This window comes from Citrobacter sp. Cb028 (genome assembly GCF_030336705.1).
Taxonomy (GTDB): Bacteria; Pseudomonadota; Gammaproteobacteria; order Enterobacterales; family Enterobacteriaceae; genus Citrobacter; species Citrobacter braakii.
Window position 1 is genome coordinate 273471 of record NZ_JAOWCZ010000025.1, and the last position, 16697, is coordinate 290167.

Annotated in this window: 16 protein-coding genes and 1 pseudogene; 9 read left to right on the forward strand and 8 right to left on the reverse strand. The window is 51.7% G+C overall.

What is annotated here, in order from left to right; genetic code table 11:
- Positions 1-165 precede the first annotated feature (165 nt).
- Positions 166-2337: a YgiQ family radical SAM protein gene (locus OGV75_RS03545; RefSeq protein ID WP_003024532.1), complete on the forward strand. Its 2172-nt coding sequence runs from the start codon at positions 166-168 to the stop codon at positions 2335-2337.
- An 85-nt stretch (positions 2338-2422) separates the two neighbouring features.
- Here OGV75_RS03545 and OGV75_RS03550 read toward each other — a convergent pair.
- The 3 genes and pseudogenes from OGV75_RS03550 to yqhD all read right to left on the reverse strand — a co-directional run.
- Positions 2423-2603, reverse strand: a pseudogene (locus tag OGV75_RS03550) (hypothetical protein); the annotation flags it as partial.
- Positions 2604-2651: 48 nt separating this feature from the next.
- Positions 2652-3479, reverse strand: coding sequence for a 2,5-didehydrogluconate reductase DkgA (dkgA, locus tag OGV75_RS03555; protein ID WP_286480345.1), 828 nt, complete (start codon positions 3477-3479; stop codon positions 2652-2654).
- A gap of 306 nt (positions 3480-3785) precedes the next feature.
- Positions 3786-4949 carry an alcohol dehydrogenase gene (gene yqhD / locus OGV75_RS03560; RefSeq protein ID WP_131346881.1) on the reverse strand — a complete coding sequence of 388 codons (1164 nt, stop codon included), beginning with the start codon at positions 4947-4949 and terminating at the stop codon, positions 3786-3788.
- A gap of 194 nt (positions 4950-5143) precedes the next feature.
- Here yqhD and OGV75_RS03565 point away from each other — a divergent pair, with 194 nt between their 5' ends.
- Positions 5144-6043 (forward strand): AraC family transcriptional regulator, encoded by a 900-nt coding sequence (locus OGV75_RS03565; RefSeq protein ID WP_029139662.1) that lies wholly within the window; start codon positions 5144-5146, stop codon positions 6041-6043.
- Between the two features lie 77 nt (positions 6044-6120).
- Here the strand turns inward: OGV75_RS03565 and yghB are convergent, their stop codons facing one another.
- Together yghB and metC are read right to left on the reverse strand one after the other, a co-directional pair.
- Positions 6121-6780, reverse strand: a complete 660-nt coding sequence (gene yghB / locus OGV75_RS03570) for a DedA family general envelope maintenance protein YghB (RefSeq protein ID WP_046276174.1) — start codon at positions 6778-6780, stop codon at positions 6121-6123.
- A gap of 131 nt (positions 6781-6911) precedes the next feature.
- Positions 6912-8099 (reverse strand): cystathionine beta-lyase, encoded by a 1188-nt coding sequence (metC, locus tag OGV75_RS03575; RefSeq protein WP_016157474.1) that lies wholly within the window; start codon positions 8097-8099, stop codon positions 6912-6914.
- Between the two features lie 250 nt (positions 8100-8349).
- Here metC and exbB point away from each other — a divergent pair, with 250 nt between their 5' ends.
- Entirely contained in the window at positions 8350-9084 is a 735-nt protein-coding gene (gene exbB / locus OGV75_RS03580) for a tol-pal system-associated acyl-CoA thioesterase (RefSeq protein ID WP_286480346.1), read from the forward strand.
- A gap of 6 nt (positions 9085-9090) precedes the next feature.
- Entirely contained in the window at positions 9091-9516 is a 426-nt protein-coding gene (exbD, locus tag OGV75_RS03585; protein WP_016154501.1) for a TonB system transport protein ExbD, read from the forward strand.
- Positions 9517-9587: 71 nt separating this feature from the next.
- On the opposite strand, the gene OGV75_RS03590 is transcribed toward exbD, so the two are convergent.
- Both OGV75_RS03590 and OGV75_RS03595 read right to left on the reverse strand, forming a co-directional pair.
- On the reverse strand, positions 9588-9995 hold the full coding sequence (locus tag OGV75_RS03590) for a cytoplasmic protein (protein ID WP_142418105.1): 408 nt from the start codon (positions 9993-9995) through the stop codon (positions 9588-9590).
- A 1-nt stretch (position 9996) separates the two neighbouring features.
- Entirely contained in the window at positions 9997-10401 is a 405-nt protein-coding gene (locus OGV75_RS03595; RefSeq protein WP_137351820.1) for a hypothetical protein, read from the reverse strand.
- Between the two features lie 104 nt (positions 10402-10505).
- Between OGV75_RS03595 and OGV75_RS03600 the strand changes: the two genes are divergently transcribed.
- Positions 10506-11009 carry an ESA_00282 family adhesion-associated protein gene (locus OGV75_RS03600; protein WP_016154498.1) on the forward strand — a complete coding sequence of 168 codons (504 nt, stop codon included), beginning with the start codon at positions 10506-10508 and terminating at the stop codon, positions 11007-11009.
- A 68-nt stretch (positions 11010-11077) separates the two neighbouring features.
- On the opposite strand, the gene OGV75_RS03605 is transcribed toward OGV75_RS03600, so the two are convergent.
- On the reverse strand, positions 11078-12118 hold the full coding sequence (locus tag OGV75_RS03605) for an aldo/keto reductase (protein WP_046276176.1): 1041 nt from the start codon (positions 12116-12118) through the stop codon (positions 11078-11080).
- A gap of 155 nt (positions 12119-12273) precedes the next feature.
- On the opposite strand from OGV75_RS03605, the gene yghX reads away from it, so the two are divergent.
- The 4 genes from yghX (at position 12274) to hybO (ending at position 16697) form a co-directional block, all read left to right on the forward strand.
- Positions 12274-13161, forward strand: coding sequence for a YghX family hydrolase (yghX, locus tag OGV75_RS03610; protein WP_049268743.1), 888 nt, complete (start codon positions 12274-12276; stop codon positions 13159-13161).
- A 214-nt stretch (positions 13162-13375) separates the two neighbouring features.
- Positions 13376-15016, forward strand: a complete 1641-nt coding sequence (locus OGV75_RS03615) for a methyl-accepting chemotaxis protein (protein WP_181633239.1) — start codon at positions 13376-13378, stop codon at positions 15014-15016.
- A gap of 85 nt (positions 15017-15101) precedes the next feature.
- Complete coding sequence (locus tag OGV75_RS03620; protein WP_047358639.1) at positions 15102-15389, forward strand: DUF2623 family protein; 288 nt, start codon at positions 15102-15104, stop codon at positions 15387-15389.
- Between the two features lie 189 nt (positions 15390-15578).
- Complete coding sequence (gene hybO / locus OGV75_RS03625) at positions 15579-16697, forward strand: hydrogenase 2 small subunit (protein WP_016154493.1); 1119 nt, start codon at positions 15579-15581, stop codon at positions 16695-16697.

A 16697-nucleotide genomic window follows, 5' to 3' on the forward strand; every position in this document is an offset into this window, starting at 1 on the left:
CTGGCCGGCATGGTGTTAATTATGAATGATAAAAATGGGCGTCGTAAAATTTAACAATTTAAATCACTTTCTACTTGTCCGACTCAGACTCCACTTCATTTCTTGCCGACATACAGCGTATAATCCCCGGCCTTTGATTATTTTTTTACCATTTTTGGAAGCACTATGAGCGCAATATCCCTGATCCAGCCGGACAGAGACCTTTTCTCCTGGCCGCAGTACTGGGCTGCCTGTTTTGGCCCGGCACCATTTTTGCCGATGTCACGTGACGAAATGGACCAACTTGGCTGGGATAGCTGCGACATCATTCTGGTTACCGGCGATGCATACGTCGATCATCCCAGCTTTGGCATGGCAATTTGCGGCCGTATGCTGGAAGCGCAGGGCTTTCGTGTTGGGATTATCGCCCAGCCGGAGTGGAACAACAAAGACGATTTTATGCGTTTGGGTAAACCGAACCTGTTCTTTGGTGTAACCGCAGGCAACATGGATTCGATGATCAACCGTTATACCGCCGATCGCCGACTGCGCCATGACGATGCTTATACGCCAGACAACGTGGCGGGCAAACGCCCGGACCGCGCGACGCTGGTCTATACCCAGCGCTGTAAGGAAGCATGGAAAGATGTGCCGGTTATTCTCGGCGGTATTGAGGCCAGCCTGCGCCGTACCGCGCACTACGACTACTGGTCTGATACCGTTCGTCGCTCCGTGCTGGTGGATTCAAAAGCCGACATGCTGATGTTCGGTAACGGCGAACGTCCGCTGGTGGAAGTGGCGCATCGTCTGGCGATGGGTGAAACTATCGATCAGATCCGCGACGTGCGTAACACCGCGATTATGGTTAAAGAAGCGCTGCCGGGCTGGAGTGGGGTGGATTCCACGCGTCTCGACACGCCGGGCAAAATTGACCCGATCCCGCATCCATACGGCGAGGATTTGCCGTGTGCCGACAACAAACCTGTCGCACCGAAAAAGCAGGAAGCGAAAGCGGTAACTGTACAGCCGCCGCGCCCGAAACCGTGGGAAAAAACCTACGTGCTGCTACCGTCCTTCGAAAAAGTGAAGGGCGATAAAGTGCTGTATGCACATGCGTCGCGCATCCTGCACCACGAAACCAACCCAGGCTGTGCGCGCGCGCTGATGCAGAAGCATGGCGATCGCTACATCTGGATCAACCCGCCAGCCATTCCGCTCTCTACCGAAGAAATGGACAGCGTCTTTGCGCTGCCGTACAAGCGCGTGCCGCATCCGGCGTATGGCGACAGCCGCATTCCGGCCTATGAGATGATCCGTTTCTCGATCAACATTATGCGTGGCTGTTTTGGCGGCTGCTCGTTCTGTTCGATCACCGAGCACGAAGGCCGCATTATCCAGAGCCGCTCTGAAGACTCGATCATCAATGAAATCGAAGCTATTCGCGACACCGTTCCGGGCTTTACCGGCGTGATTTCCGATCTCGGCGGCCCAACGGCGAATATGTATATGCTGCGCTGTAAGTCACCGCGTGCGGAGCAAACCTGCCGTCGTTTGTCATGCGTCTACCCGGATATCTGTCCGCATATGGATACCAACCACGAGCCGACGATTAACCTCTATCGCCGTGCGCGTGATTTGAAAGGCATTAAAAAGATCCTTATCGCTTCAGGTGTGCGCTATGACATCGCGGTCGAAGATCCGCGCTATATCAAAGAGCTGGCGACCCACCACGTGGGCGGTTATCTGAAGATTGCGCCAGAGCATACTGAAGAAGGCCCGCTGTCGAAGATGATGAAGCCGGGGATGGGCAGCTACGATCGCTTTAAGGAATTGTTCGACACCTACTCTAAACAGGCCGGTAAAGAGCAGTACCTGATCCCGTACTTTATTTCTGCGCATCCTGGGACGCGTGACGAGGATATGGTGAATCTGGCGCTGTGGCTGAAGCAACGTCGTTTCCGTCTGGATCAGGTGCAGAACTTCTATCCATCACCATTGGCGAACTCCACAACCATGTATTACACCGGGAAAAACCCGCTGGGTAAAATTGGTTACAAGAGTGAAGACGTGGTGGTGCCGAAAGGTGATAAACAGCGTCGTCTGCATAAAGCGCTGCTGCGTTACCACGATCCAGCCAACTGGCCGTTAATCCGCCAGGCGCTGGAAGATATGGGTAAAAAGCATCTGATCGGTGGTCGTCGAGAATGTCTGGTTCCGGCGCCTACGCTGGAAGAGATGCGCGAAGCGCGTCGCCAGAACCGTCATACCCGTCCGGCGTTGACCAAGCACACGCCTGTGGCGCATCAGCGCCAGACGCCCGCCGCGAACAAAAAACGTGGGAAAGTAGCTGGGCGCTAATCTGTCTTGCCCGGGAGTGAAATGTTTACCGGGCCTGAAAGACAGTCGGCCGGATAAGGTGCCATCTGGCAGAAGTGCTCAGTAATTATGCCTCACGAATTCTGGCCGCTAATGCGGCCAGTTTTGCATCATCCGCCCGTTCATGATCGTGTGACGACAGATATCCTTCATACTGCTCGAAAAATTTGTTCTGCTGCGATTCAGTCGGCTTCCAGTGGGGCAGATCGCATGGGACTCAATTAGCTGTGCACGTGGTCTACGCCGAAATTCAAATCAGTAAAGGCCCGACGAGAGGTCGGGCAGGAGAGAAGGGGTTAACCGCCGAACTGGTCCGGGTCTGGTCCCAGACGTTTGCCCTGATCGAGCTTTGCGATTTCGCCTAATTCATCTTTATCCAGGCGGAAGTCCCAGACGTTAAAGTTTTCTGCGATACGCGCAGGAGTGACTGATTTCGGAATAACCACCAGGCCGCTATCCAGATGCCAGCGGATGACAATCTGCGCCGGTGATTTGCCATATTTCTCCGCGAGATCGCGGATGATCTTTTGATCAAAGACGTCTTTGCCGCCCTGCGCCAGCGGGCTCCAGGATTCGGTCTGGATTTTATGCGTTGCGTTCCAGGCGTGCAGTTGGCGCTGTTGCATAAGCGGATGAAGTTCTATCTGGTTAATCACCGGTGGTACGCCGGTTTCATCCATCAGTCGCTGGAGATGATTGATCTGAAAGTTACACACGCCGATGCTCTTAATCAGCCCTTCTTTTTGCAGATCGATCATGCTTTCCCACGCTTCAACGTAGTGGTCGATCGCCGGAACTGGCCAGTGCATCAGATAAAGATCAAGGTAATCGAGCTGGAGTTTCTCCATGCTTTCGTGCAAGGCTTCCCGAGGGCGTTTCTGGTCATCATTCCATAGCTTGGTGGTGATGAATAACTCTTCCCGCGGTACGCCCGCATCGCGTATTGCTTTGCCGACACCTTCTTCGTTTTTGTACGCCGCAGCGGTATCAATTGAGCGATACCCCACTTCCAGCGCTTTATGAATGGCAGTGATGACCTCTTCGTTACTTGCCTTCCAGACCCCCAGGCCCAGCTGCGGCATGACGTTACCATCCTGTAGTTTAATAATGGTTGGACCGGTCATAATTCCTCCCCTGAATTGAGTTTACCGAGGCAAGCCCCGGTAAGTTAGGTGTGACTTAAGTCTGGCCTATCCTCGTCATACTTCAAGCTGCATATGCGTTGGCTTTATTACGCGGCCCATCCATGAGCCTCGCCCTTTCAGGTCCGCTGCAAGCAGCGTTCAAATCTGCTCCCGGCAGGTTTGTCGTTTCACCCCCAGTCACTGACTTATGTAAGCTCCTGGGGATTCTCTCCTTTGCTGCCTTTATGCAACTCGAAATATTTAGAATATAAATACCCAAAAATGAAAGGCGGAGGTGAAAAAACCTTAGCGGGCAGCTTCGTAAATCCGACGGCTGACCTCGAGCGTAATGTCCTGATGTTCGCCCAGTTTCGTACCGCCGTGCGCTTGCAGTTTTTCCAGTAGCGCTGGGATGGAGCTACCGTCCAGGCCGTAGTCAGACAGACGAGTCGGTACGCCCATTTGTTCGAAGAAAGCGCGGGTTGCGGCAATAGCGGCGTCGATGCGTTGGTCATCGGAACCTTCGGTGATATTCCAGATACGCTCTGCGTATTGCAGCAGTTTGGCACGTTTGGTATCGCGTTTTTCATTCCACAGCGCTGGCAGAACGATAGCCAATGTTTGAGCATGATCCAGACCGTGCATTGCGGTCAGTTCGTGGCCCAGCATATGCGTTGCCCAGTCTTGTGGTACGCCTGCGCCAATCAGACCGTTCAGCGCCTGGGTTGCCGCCCACATAACGTTCGCACGCACGTTGTAATTTTCCGGCTCCTGCAATGCTTTCGGGCCTTCTTCTACCAGCGTAAGCAGAATACCTTCAGCAAAGCGATCCTGAATTTTCCCGTCTACCGGATAAGTCACATACTGCTCAACGGTATGTACGAAGGCATCTACGACGCCGTTCGCAACCTGACGCGGCGGCAGGGTATAGGTATAAACCGGATCCAGCACGGCGAATACCGGCTGCACAAATGGGGTCATAAAGGCCAGCTTATCGCCGGTGGTTTTACGCGAAATGACCGCGCCGGAGTTAGATTCAGAGCCGGTTGCTGGCAGGGTTAATACGGAGCCCATCGGGATAGCGCTTGTTACGTCGTTGCCGTGGGTTTCCAGAATGCGCCATGGATCGATGCCGTCAGCGTATTGTGCCGCAGCCGCGATGAATTTGGTGCCATCCAGCACCGAACCGCCGCCTACCGCCAGCAGGAACGTCACTTTCTCATCACGCACGATTTTTACCGCGTTCATCAGCGTTTCATAAGACGGGTTCGGCTCAATACCGCCAAACTCCAGCACGTCCAGGCCTTTCAGCGCATCCTGAACCTGTGCCAGGACACCGGTTTTTTTCACGCTACCGCCGCCATAGGTAACCAACACGCGAGTATCCTGAGGGATTTGATCGCGCAGCTCAGCAATCGCACCTTTACCAAACAGAATGCGGGTTGGGGTATGGAGATTAAAGTTGTTCATTGCTCGTTCCCTTATGTGGGTAAAAAAAGAGGGCAGGAGAGTGTCTGCCGGATGATGAACATTGTGGTCGTCAGCCGCGCTGCTCTCAATGCTCATTTCTGCCGATGTCTTGCCCATTTCTACAGACTGCTGGAGAAAACGGATAAATCTGCGCATTATGTCATGGTTGCAAACCGATGATGAAATGGTGCTCTATGAACCGTGATGAGATCTGCCTTCTGCTGACAGATAAAATTAAGCAGCTGAAAAACAATGAAAATAAACTCAGCGAACTGCTGCCAGATGTCCGCCTGCTGCACGGCACTGAGCCGGCAGCGCGCACACCGGTAATGTATCAGCCAGGAATCATATTTCTCTTTTCGGGACATAAAATTGGTTATATCAATGAACGTGTATTTCGTTATGACGCCAACGAATACCTGTTGCTAACCGTACCGTTACCCTTTGAATGTGAAACGTATGCAACGCCGGAGGTTCCCCTGGCCGGTATCTACCTGAATGTCGATATTCTGCAATTGCAGGAGTTGTTGATGGACATTGGGGAAGATGAGCTGTTCCAGCCCGCCATGGCGGCCAGCGGGATCAACTCCGCGACGCTTTCTGACGAAATACTGTGCGCCGCTGAGCGCCTGCTGGATGTGATGGAGCGACCGCTGGATGCGCGTATTCTGGGGAAACAGATTATTCGCGAGATCCTCTACCATGTGCTGACCGGGCCGCGCGGCGGCGCATTACTGGCGCTGGTCAGTCGCCAGACGCATTTCAGTTTGATAAGTCGTGTGCTAAAGCGCATTGAAACCAAATACACCGAAAATCTTAATGTCGAACAACTGGCGGCAGAAGCGAACATGAGCGTGTCGGCGTTTCATCATAATTTTAAAGCGGTGACCAGCACGTCGCCGCTGCAATACCTGAAGAGCTATCGTCTGCATAAAGCACGGATGATGATGATCCACGACGGGATGAAGGCCAGTGCGGCTGCCATGCGCGTCGGCTATGAGAGCGCATCGCAATTCAGTCGGGAATTCAAACGTTTCTTTGGCGTAACGCCGGGGGAGGATGCGGCCAGAATTCGAATGATGCAGGGGAGTTAAACTTACTCAGCGCTGGCCTGATAAGCGAAACGTCATCAGGCGAAAATGCCGGGGGAACCCCGGCCTACGGTTAATACTCAGGCGCTACAGTATTTTTTTTTAATCACTACAAACAGGGTACCCAACAGACCCGCGGTTAACAGGACAATCGGCAGGATCATTAAAAAGGTCATCACCTGATCTTCATGGCGTTTGACGAACGGGATCATGCTCAGCGCATAGCCAAAGCCGGTGACGACGGTGACCCACAGCAGACCGCTCAGCCAGTTAAAAAACTGGAACCGACGGTTTGGCAGGCCCGAAATTCCCGCCATTGTTGGCAGCAAGGTACGAACGAATGCCAGGAAACGCCCAGCCAGCAGTGCCATCAGCCCGTGTTGGTCAAACATGCAGGTAGCGCGCTGATGATATTTATCAGGTAATTGCGCCAGCCAGCCTTTTACCGTCCGCGTGTTGCCCAGCCAGCGTCCCTGAATGTAGCTTAGCCAGCAGCCCAGACTGGCGGCGGCAGTCAGAATAGCTATGGTAGGTATAAAACTCATCACGTCCTGAGCGATCAGCGCCCCTGCCAGCAATAACAGGCTGTCTCCGGGTAAAAAGGAGGCAGGCAGCAGGCCATTTTCTAAAAACAGTGTGGCGAACATTACGAAGTACACCACGCTCACAACGTGCGGATCCGCCAACGCGGCAAAATCGTGTTGCCAAAGCGCGGAGACAATATCTTGAATGACTACCATGGACTTTCCTGTGGAACAGCGTTTATGTGTGGATTGTACTCCTGAATTGTCCGGGATGCCTTGATCCCGGACGCAACAATTGCAGACTTTTCCACCAGAAGTGTCTGCATATATGTCCATCTATGGCAATTTTACTCGATTCGGGCAAATCCTGCGGCCAAATCGGCAATCAGATCGTCAACATTCTCTAAACCGATATGCAAACGGATGAGCGTTCCGCTGAAGTCCACCTCGCCTTGCGGACGGATTGCCGCAATGTGTTCCGGCTGATTAGCGAGAATCAGCGACTCAAAACCGCCCCAGGAGTAGGCCATGCTGAACAGGCTGAAGTGGTCCAGATACGCGGCCAGCTCTTCATGATTTAGTTTCTTATTCAATACAAATGAGAACAGTCCGCTGCTGCCGGTGAAATCACGCTTCCAGAATTCGTGGCCTTTACTGCCGGGCAGCGCGGGGTGGTTCACGCGGGCGACCTGCGGATGGCTGGCCAGCCACTCGGCGACCTTTAAGCTGCTTTCATGATGTTGGCGCAGGCGAACGCTTAGCGTACGCAGTCCGCGGCTGGTCATATAGGCGGTATCGGCGTCCAGCATTTGCCCCATCAGATAGGCATTTTCGCGCAGTTGATCCCAGCAACGGGCATTAGCTACCGCAGTGCCGACCATGGCGTCGGAATGGCCAATCAGATATTTGGTGCCAGCCTGAATAGAAATATCGATGCCAAAATCCAGCGCTTTGAACAGCACCCCGGCAGCCCAAGTGTTATCAATTATGATGATCGCATCCGGCGCGACGCTTCTGACGGCGGCAACAATAGCAGGAACATCATGTACTTCCATGGTGACAGAGCCGGGAGATTCCAGAAATACGACTTTAGTGTTCGGCTGTATGTGCTTCACAATATCGGCACCAACCAGCGGATCGAACCATCCGGTGGACACGCCGAGTTTGCCGAGAATTTTGGTGCAGAAATCCTGGCTGGGTTCATAGGCGGTGTTGGTCATCAGCACATGATCCCCTTGTTCCACAAAGGCGAGGATGGTGTTGGCAACGGCCGCCGCGCCGCAGGGGAACAACGCGCAACCCGCGCCGCCTTCCAGTTCACACATTGCCTCCTGCAGGGAAAAATGCGTCAGGGTTCCGCGACGTCCATAGAAAAGCGCACCGTTAGCACGGTTGTGCGTAGCCTGCTTTTTGGCCTCTACGGTGTCAAACACTAGCGAAGAAGCGCGCTGGATCACGCTATTTACCGCGCCCAGCGTGTACTTTTTACTGCGTCCTGCGTGAACGAGTTTGGTTTCAAGTTGCTTATCTGCCATGTCGTCTTACCTGTTTTTATACGTCTGGATGTCTAAACTACCATGAATCAAAGATGACGCATCCTGCAGAACGGTCATACAGTAGAAAATAATCTCAAAATGCTTCTGGTGACTTTTTTACTGCGTAAGCGCAAGGAAAAGAAACCAAAGGTGCGGCAATATGTAAATAGTAATGAGAACGACTATCAATTCGACGTCGTTTTGATATCATTACGCTCAGATTTTGTGATTTGCGTCCTGGAGATACAGAGTGGGTAATAATTTGATGCAGACGGATCTTTCCGTCTGGGGTATGTATCAGCACGCCGATATCGTGGTTAAGTGCGTGATGATTGGGCTGATTTTGGCATCAGTGGTCACCTGGGCTATCTTCTTTAGTAAGAGCCTTGAGTTCTTTACTCAGAAACGCCGCCTTAAGCGTGAACAGCAACTGCTGGCGGACGCCCGCTCTTTAGACCAGGCAAATGAGATTGCTGCAGGATTCGATGGCAAAAGCCTGGGCGCACAGTTGATTTACGAAGCGCAGAACGAACTGGAATTGTCAGAAGGCAGCGACGACAGCGAAGGTATTAAAGAGCGTACCGGCTTCCGTCTGGAGCGTCGTGTGGCGGCGGTAGGTCGTCATATGGGACGTGGTAACGGCTACCTGGCCACCATCGGGGCTATCTCTCCATTTGTGGGTCTGTTCGGTACCGTGTGGGGCATCATGAATAGCTTCATCGGGATTGCACAAACCCAAACGACCAACCTGGCCGTTGTTGCGCCGGGTATCGCAGAAGCACTGTTAGCGACGGCGATCGGTCTGGTCGCGGCAATTCCAGCGGTCGTTATCTACAACATTTTCGCACGTCAGATTGGCAGCTATAAAGCGATGCTGGGCGATGTCGCGGCACAGGTACTGTTGCTGCAAAGTCGCGATCTGGACCTGAACGCTAGCGCTTCTGCCCATCCGGTACGTGCAGCGCAGAAATTACGTGTAGGATAATGTTCCATGGCAATGAGCTTTAATGAAAACCTGGACGATAACGGTGAAATGCATGAAATCAACGTGACACCGTTTATCGATGTTATGTTGGTTTTATTGATCATCTTTATGGTGGCCGCACCGTTGGCAACGGTGGATGTGAAGGTGAATCTCCCGGCTTCCACCAGCACGCCGCAGCCGCGTCCAGAAAAACCGGTTTACCTGTCTGTTAAAGCCGATAAGAGTATGTTTATTGGCAACAATCAGGTGACGGATGACACCATGATTAGCGAATTAAATACGCTGACCGATGGGAAGAAAGACACCACGATTTTCTTCCGTGCGGATAAAACCGTCGATTATGAAACCATGATGAAAGTTATGGATACGTTGCATCAGGCGGGTTTCCTGAAGATTGGTCTGGTCGGTGAAGAGACCGTGAAAGCGAAGTAATCCTGATTGCCGGGTAATGGTTGTTGCCTTACCCGGCCTTCCTCTCCTGATTCAGCTCTCCCCAGACGCCCTTATCTGTCCTCATCCAGTGCGACTGCCGTTATCCTGGTGGGTTCGTAGTTCCCTTCAGACAGTTTACGCGTCAGGCGTAAGGTGGCTGTTTCTTGCTTGAGTATATGCTGGTATGTGCTCTCCAGCCGGGCCATGATTTTGTCCCGTAGTTCTGGTTGCTGCTCCATAATGGCTTCAATCGCGGCGCCATAGATCTCTTCTTTAGCCTGTAGCGCATAAATTTCGCGACGATTTTGCCATTTCATCCGCACTAGCGCGGCGGGAATAGAGACCATCTCCTGGGCAACGCTTTCCAACGTCGCATTTTTATTGGCAATCAATACGGCCAAATTTTGCTTTAAGACAAACTCATCGCTTTTATGGTCATCTAAAGCCAAATAAACATTATTATCCTCAACATCTTTCATTTTATTTCTCTTCCAGAGAATAAAAAATAGGATCGCTGGTCTCACGCGTAATTAAATTAAGCCAAATTTTATTGCCCTGTTCATTTACGCTGGCTGTTTTTGTCGATAAAATTTTACTTAATTCTTGAGCGTTAATGTCGCCTTCCGCTTGTAGTGAATTGAGCAGGCGAGTGAAGGACTCAATTTTCGCGGCACGAAACAGGCGCTCTTTTAAATGGCGATCGCACTCTTCAAATAACATATTGCGCGCCTGGCCGTTAGCTGTAGAGCTAATCAAAATATCGGGTTCGTAATCGCTTAATGTTCTCTTTCCCTGAGTCAAATTTTCACTATTATCTGTGGGACGGGTATTAGTAGATGAGCTGGATAAGTGAAAACGCGAGGGAACAAGATGCTCGGGAAGCATGTTGAAATATCCTTTGATGCCAATGATATGTTGTTCTAAATAAACCAGGCTGCGTTGACAATAGCATGGCGTAATTTTAAAATCAAAAAAAATGGAGCCAGTATATGAACAGTATATTTTATTCTGTTATTACCCTGCTATTGCTTACCTGCGGGGTACTTTTGTTGATGCGCAGTGCAAATAAAAACCGATATGCAGAAAATGGGCACTCTGAAAACCAGCCGGAAATGCTGAGTAAAGAAGAGGGGGAAGATCATTTTTCGGTACTGATGAATTCGATTACCCCAGTATGGTATTGGCGCGTTAATCACGAATATATCGATTTTATCCACTCCACGATCAAGCGGATGACAATGGTAGAGCTAAATGAGACGCCAGGGCTATTTGATGCACAGCGGCGTTGTAGCGATCTCAACTCTGCGGTGTATAAATATTACGACAATATAAAAAAGCGCTGTCTGAGCGGTGAGAAAGTCCCGCATGCCGATCTGGATGTGCTTAACTTACGCCAGTGCTTCAGGGAGTTCAGTCTGGAGGCTTATCCTGCGCTTGTCGCGCTGGTGTGGCCGGAATTTCAACGTCCAGAGATCAAAGCGGAAGAGGTGTGAAGGGATTGGCTGGCCCTGTTACGTGCCGGGGAGGCTAACGCCGCTTCCCGGCACAGAGTTACAAACGGCTATTTGTCAGATGAGGCCTGCCACAGGTTCAGCTTACCATCCGCGACATGCTTATCGATCTGCGCCAGTTCTTCGGCGCTGAACGTCAGGTTAGACAACGCCTGAACGTTCTCCTCCAGTTGCTCCGGTCGGCTGGCGCCAATTAATACCGACGTCACCCGGTTGTCTTTCAGCAGCCAGCTTAAGGCCATTTGCGCCATCGACTGTCCGCGCTGTTGCGCCATTTCATTGAGCAAACGCAGGCTGTTAAGGTTTTCTTCCGTCAGCATATTTTCCGTCAGCCCACGAACTTTTTTCCCTTCACGCTGCATGCGTGAACCTTCCGGAATGCCGTTGAGGTATTTCCCCGTCAGCAGCCCCTGGGCCAGCGGCGTAAATGCGATGCAGCCCATGCCGTTGGATTCCAGCGTATCCAGCAGACCGCTGCTGTCTACCCAACGGTTAAGCAGGTTGTAAGAAGGCTGGTGGATCAGCAGCGGAATTTTCCATTCCCGCATCAGCTCGGCCATTTTCTGCGTACGCTCCGGGGAATAGGATGAGATGCCGACATACAGCGCTTTACCGCTTTGCACCGCATGGGCCAGCGCTGAGGCGGTCTCTTCCATTGGCGTATTTTCATCAACGCGGTGAGAGTAGAAGATATCGACATAGTCGAGGCCCATGCGTTTAAGGCTCTGGTCGAGGCTGGCGAGCAGGTATTTGCGCGAACCGCCAGAACCGTATGGGCCTGGCCACATGTCATAGCCTGCCTTGGTGGAGATGATCAGTTCATCACGATAGTGTGCAAAATCCTCGCGCAGTAATCGGCCAAAATTCTCTTCTGCGCTGCCCGGAGGCGGCCCGTAGTTATTGGCTAAATCAAAATGCGTGATGCCTAAATCAAATGCTTTACGCAGCAGAGCGCGCTGTGAATCCAGCGCCTGAACGTGCCCAAAACTGTGCCACAAACCCAGCGATAGCGCGGGTAAACGTAAACCGCTGCGCCCACAGTAGCGATAGAGCATCTGCTCGTAACGTTCAGGATTGGCAAACCAGTCCATGAGATCTCCTTAGTGCAGGTGAATTTCGAAACAACGTTTCTATTCTAGCGGGTTCATGGTGAATATCCCGTTCACCAGGTCACACTGGAATGAAAAACTGGGCAAAAACAGACCACTGTGCTTTGCTTAAAAAAACATCGATCCGGAGTGCTGCCATGTCGCGTCTAACTGCCAAAGACTTTCCGCAAGAATTGCTCGACTACTATGACTATTACGCTCATGGCAAAATAACGAAACGCGAGTTTCTCAATCTTGCTGCGAAATATGCAGTCGGTGGTATGACGGCGCTGGCTTTATTCAATGTATTGAAACCCAATTATGCCCTCGCAACGCAGGTGGAGTTCACCGATCCTGATATCCTGGCGGAATACATGACTTACCCTTCACCTGAAGGGCATGGTGATGTGCGTGGGTATCTGGTCAAACCTGCGAAAGCGACGGGGAAAGTTCCGGCGGTAGTGGTGGTGCATGAGAATCGTGGGCTGAATCCGTATATTGAGGATGTGGCACGGCGGGTGGCAAAGGCGGGCTATATTGCGCTCGCGCCTGATGGCTTAAGTTCAGTGGGGGGCTATCCTGGCAATGATGATAAAGGTCGGGAGTTGCAGCAGCAGGTTGACCCCGTAAAGCTGATGAATGACTTTTTTGCCGCCATTGAATTTATGCAGCGTTATTCAGGCGCGACGGGAAAGGTGGGTATCACCGGATTTTGCTACGGTGGCGGCGTGTCGAACGCCGCAGCCGTTGCTTTTCCTGAACTGGCCTGCGCAGTGCCTTTTTATGGGCGTCAGGTTCCTGCATCAGATGTCCCTAAAATAAAAGCGCCTTTATTACTGCACTATGCGCAATTAGATACCCGAATTAATGAGGGATGGCCCGCCTATGAAGCGGCGCTCAAAGCCAATAAGAAAGTCTATGAGGCATATATCTATCCCGGCGTTAATCATGGTTTTCATAATGACTCGACACCGCGTTATGATAATGCTGCCGCTGATTTGGCCTGGGAACGTACTCTTGCATGGTTTAACAAATATTTACGATAGAAAACAAGGGATTATTTAATGCTTCAGGTTAATTATCTGAATAATAATGCTAGCTAATTTCATTAGCATTCATGTTGATATAGTGTAAATAATATTGGATGTACTTAAGAAAGTAAAAAAATAAAGAATGCATTATATCTTCTCTGTTGCCTGCCGATAACAAGGATAAGTATCGCCTGATGGCGAATTCCTCATCAACGGCAAGGAAATTATTATGCGTTTGCTGAAAAACTTCACTATTCGTATTGTCATGTTGGCAATACTGGGACTTTTTTGCCTGCTCTGGTCGGGCGTGGGTTTATTCAGTCTTCATTCTTTATCAAAAATATCTGAAGGCAATGATATTGACCGTCATCTTGTCCATCAGATGACGGTGCTCAGTCAGGGGAACGATCAGTATTTTCGCTTCGTAACGCGCTTAAGTCGCGCCATGGATGTCAAAATGAGCGGCGGAACGCCTGATTTTGCACCAGCGCAGCAGTCCCTGGAGAATATGAGCAAAAAACTCCAGGAGATGAAAACGTTGTCTCCGGGGCCTATGGATCCGGATGTTGCCGCGGCGGTACTGACGAAGTGGCAGGCGCTGCTGGATAACGGGGTGGTTCCGCAAATGCAACTGGCGCAGCAGGGCACGCTTACGGCCTTTGCGGAGCATGCCAGCACCGTTACGCCAGCGCTGAGCCGTGAATTTGGCGCCAGTGCCGAACGTTTTAACGCCACGGCAGGTGAGCGGCTTGATACCACGCGTGTCATGGTCGATGGCAAAACGTCTATCATCCGGACGCTAATTATTACCGCAGTGATCCTCGGTATTGCTCTCCTGTTCTTCACAGATCGTTACCTCGTCGCCATGATGGTGAAACCCCTGGGACGTATCCGCCAGCAGTTCCAGCAGATTGCTCAGGGCGATCTCAGCCATCCAATCGAAGATTTTGGCCGTAACTGCGTGGGCCAACTGGTGCCGTTATTGTGCGCGATGCAGGACAGCCTGCGCGAAGCCGTCAGTACAATTCGCTCAGGTAGTGACAACATCTGGCGAGGGGCTACGGAAATTTCCACCGGCAATAACGATCTCTCATCGCGTACTGAGGAGCAGGCTGCGGCGCTGGAAGAGACCGCTGCCAGCATGGAGCAACTGACCGCAACGGTAAAACTGAACGCCGAAAATGCGCGTGAAGCCAGCCAGCTTGCCGATACGGCGACAGAGACGGCAGGTAAAGGGAGCAGCCTGGTTTCAGAAGTGGTTGAGACGATGGACGGCATTGCCGCCAGCTCTAAACAGATCGCGGAAATTACGTCTGTTATTAATAGTATTGCCTTCCAGACCAATATTCTGGCGCTGAACGCGGCAGTTGAAGCTGCCAGAGCAGGTGAGCAGGGGCGTGGTTTTGCCGTTGTTGCCGGTGAGGTGCGTAACCTTGCCAGCCGTAGCGCCGGGGCGGCGAAAGAGATTGAGACGCTGATTGGCGAATCGTCGCGTCGCGTCGATCAGGGCGCTCGACTGGTTAAAGAGACGGGATTAACCATGGAGGCGATTCTGCGCGGAGCCACCGAAGTGACCGTTATCATGAAGCAAATTGCTTCTGCCTCAGAAGAACAGAATAAGGGCATTTCGCAGGTGAGCGTGGCGATCACGCAGATGGACAGCGTAACGCAACAGAACGCCGCGCTGGTAGAGCAAGTTTCCGCCGCAGCTGTGGCGCTTGAACGGCAAACGGAAGAGCTGCAACGCTCGGTACAACAGTTCCGCCTTTCAGCAAACGATGTGCAGTACGCCGCCGCCAGCACCGCTTCCCCTTCAGCAGACAGCAAAACGTCTGCAGCCGCTAAAAAGGATGAATGGGTGTCCTTTTAAGCGGGCATAAAAAAGTACGTGATACCTCTGGTCTTTGCTTAAAAAATCGCTATATAATTTACTATATAGCGATTGGAGGTTATGCATGAACAACCATTTTGGAAAAGGCTTGATGGCCGGATTAAACGCGTCAAGTGCGGATAGCGCACGCACGGCGGCCAATTTTTGTGCTGATTATAAACGCGGTTTTGTGCTGGGATTTTCTCATCGAATGTTTGAAAAAACGGGCGATCGACAGCTCAGCGCGTGGGAAGCGGGGATCCTCACGCGTCGCTATGGGCTGGATAAAGAGATGGTTATGGATTTCTTTAAAGAGAACCAGTCCAGTACAACAATTCGTTTTTTCATGGCTGGCTATCGTCTCGAAGCTTGATCCGAAAGGGGTATTATCTTGCTTTAATTAATTACACTATTGACCTACGCCTTCGTTTTGTTGCTCCGCCGAAGTATTATAATGCACATAACCATATAAAAAGTGTGGTAAATGGCGCGCCGATCGCAATATGCAACATGCGAAAGGTGCAAAATAAAAGCCAGGTCTTCGCAACGGAATAACTATAAAATGACTGGAGATAACTCTCTCATCAATTCGAACGGCATCAATCGCCGTGATTTCATGAAGCTTTGTGCAGCACTGGCCGCTACCATGGGGCTCAGTAGCAAAGCCGCCGCAGAAATGGCCGAATCAGTTTCTCGTCCTCAGCGTCCACCGGTTATCTGGATTGGTGCGCAGGAGTGTACGGGTTGTACTGAATCGCTACTTCGCGCGACACACCCTACAGTGGAAAACCTCGTTCTGGAGACAATCTCTCTGGAATACCATGAGGTACTCTCTGCCGCTTTCGGCCACCAGGTCGAAGAGAATAAACATAACGCTCTGGAGAAGTACAAAGGGCAATATGTTTTGGTTGTAGATGGTTCTATCCCACTGAAAGACAATGGTATTTACTGCATGGTTGCCGGTGAGCCGATCGTAGATCACATCCGCCGGGCCGCAGAAGGCGCTGCCGCTATCATTGCCATCGGCTCTTGTGCCGCGTGGGGTGGTGTTGCTGCTGCTGGCGTTAACCCAACGGGTGCCGTCGGCTTGCAGGAAGTTCTGCCAGGCAAAACCATCATCAACATCCCCGGCTGTCCTCCGAACCCGCACAACTTCCTTGCAACGGTCGCGCATATCATCACTTACGGTAAGCCGCCGAAGCTGGATACCAAAAACCGTCCGACATTTGCCTATGGTCGTTTGATTCACGAACACTGCGAACGTCGCCCGCACTTCGATGCAGGTCGTTTTGCTAAAGAGTTTGGCGATGAAGGTCACCGTGAAGGATGGTGCCTCTACCATCTGGGCTGTAAAGGACCAGAAACCTACGGCAACTGCTCAACGCTGCAATTCTGCGATGTTGGCGGCGTGTGGCCGGTGGCTATCGGTCACCCTTGCTACGGCTGTAACGAAGAAGGTGTCGGTTTCCATAAAGGTATTCACCAGCTTGCTCATGTGGAAAACCAAACACCGCGTTCCGAGAAACCTGACGTCAATATGAAAGAAGGCGGCAATATTTCTGCCGGGGCGATTGGGCTGCTTGGTGGCGTAGTAGGACTGGTTGCCGGTGTCAGCGTGATGGCGGTTCGTGAACTGGGGCGTCAGCAGAAGAAAGATAACGCTGACTCACGGGGAGAATAA

Bases quoted from the DNA above. Each gene is read 5' to 3' on its own strand.
- OGV75_RS03545 (WP_003024532.1), top strand. From the start codon at position 166: ATGAGCGCAATATCCCTGATCCAGCCGGACAGAGACCTTTTCTCCTGG.
- dkgA (WP_286480345.1), bottom strand. From the start codon at position 3,479: ATGACCGGTCCAACCATTATTAAACTACAGGATGGTAACGTCATGCCG.
- yqhD (WP_131346881.1), bottom strand. From the start codon at position 4,949: ATGAACAACTTTAATCTCCATACCCCAACCCGCATTCTGTTTGGTAAA.
- OGV75_RS03565 (WP_029139662.1), top strand. From the start codon at position 5,144: ATGAACCGTGATGAGATCTGCCTTCTGCTGACAGATAAAATTAAGCAG.
- yghB (WP_046276174.1), bottom strand. From the start codon at position 6,780: ATGGTAGTCATTCAAGATATTGTCTCCGCGCTTTGGCAACACGATTTT.
- metC (WP_016157474.1), bottom strand. From the start codon at position 8,099: ATGGCAGATAAGCAACTTGAAACCAAACTCGTTCACGCAGGACGCAGT.
- exbD (WP_016154501.1), top strand. From the start codon at position 9,091: ATGGCAATGAGCTTTAATGAAAACCTGGACGATAACGGTGAAATGCAT.
- OGV75_RS03590 (WP_142418105.1), bottom strand. From the start codon at position 9,995: ATGAAAGATGTTGAGGATAATAATGTTTATTTGGCTTTAGATGACCAT.
- OGV75_RS03595 (WP_137351820.1), bottom strand. From the start codon at position 10,401: ATGCTTCCCGAGCATCTTGTTCCCTCGCGTTTTCACTTATCCAGCTCA.
- OGV75_RS03600 (WP_016154498.1), top strand. From the start codon at position 10,506: ATGAACAGTATATTTTATTCTGTTATTACCCTGCTATTGCTTACCTGC.
- OGV75_RS03605 (WP_046276176.1), bottom strand. From the start codon at position 12,118: ATGGACTGGTTTGCCAATCCTGAACGTTACGAGCAGATGCTCTATCGC.
- yghX (WP_049268743.1), top strand. From the start codon at position 12,274: ATGTCGCGTCTAACTGCCAAAGACTTTCCGCAAGAATTGCTCGACTAC.
- OGV75_RS03615 (WP_181633239.1), top strand. From the start codon at position 13,376: ATGCGTTTGCTGAAAAACTTCACTATTCGTATTGTCATGTTGGCAATA.
- OGV75_RS03620 (WP_047358639.1), top strand. From the start codon at position 15,102: ATGAACAACCATTTTGGAAAAGGCTTGATGGCCGGATTAAACGCGTCA.
- hybO (WP_016154493.1), top strand. From the start codon at position 15,579: ATGACTGGAGATAACTCTCTCATCAATTCGAACGGCATCAATCGCCGT.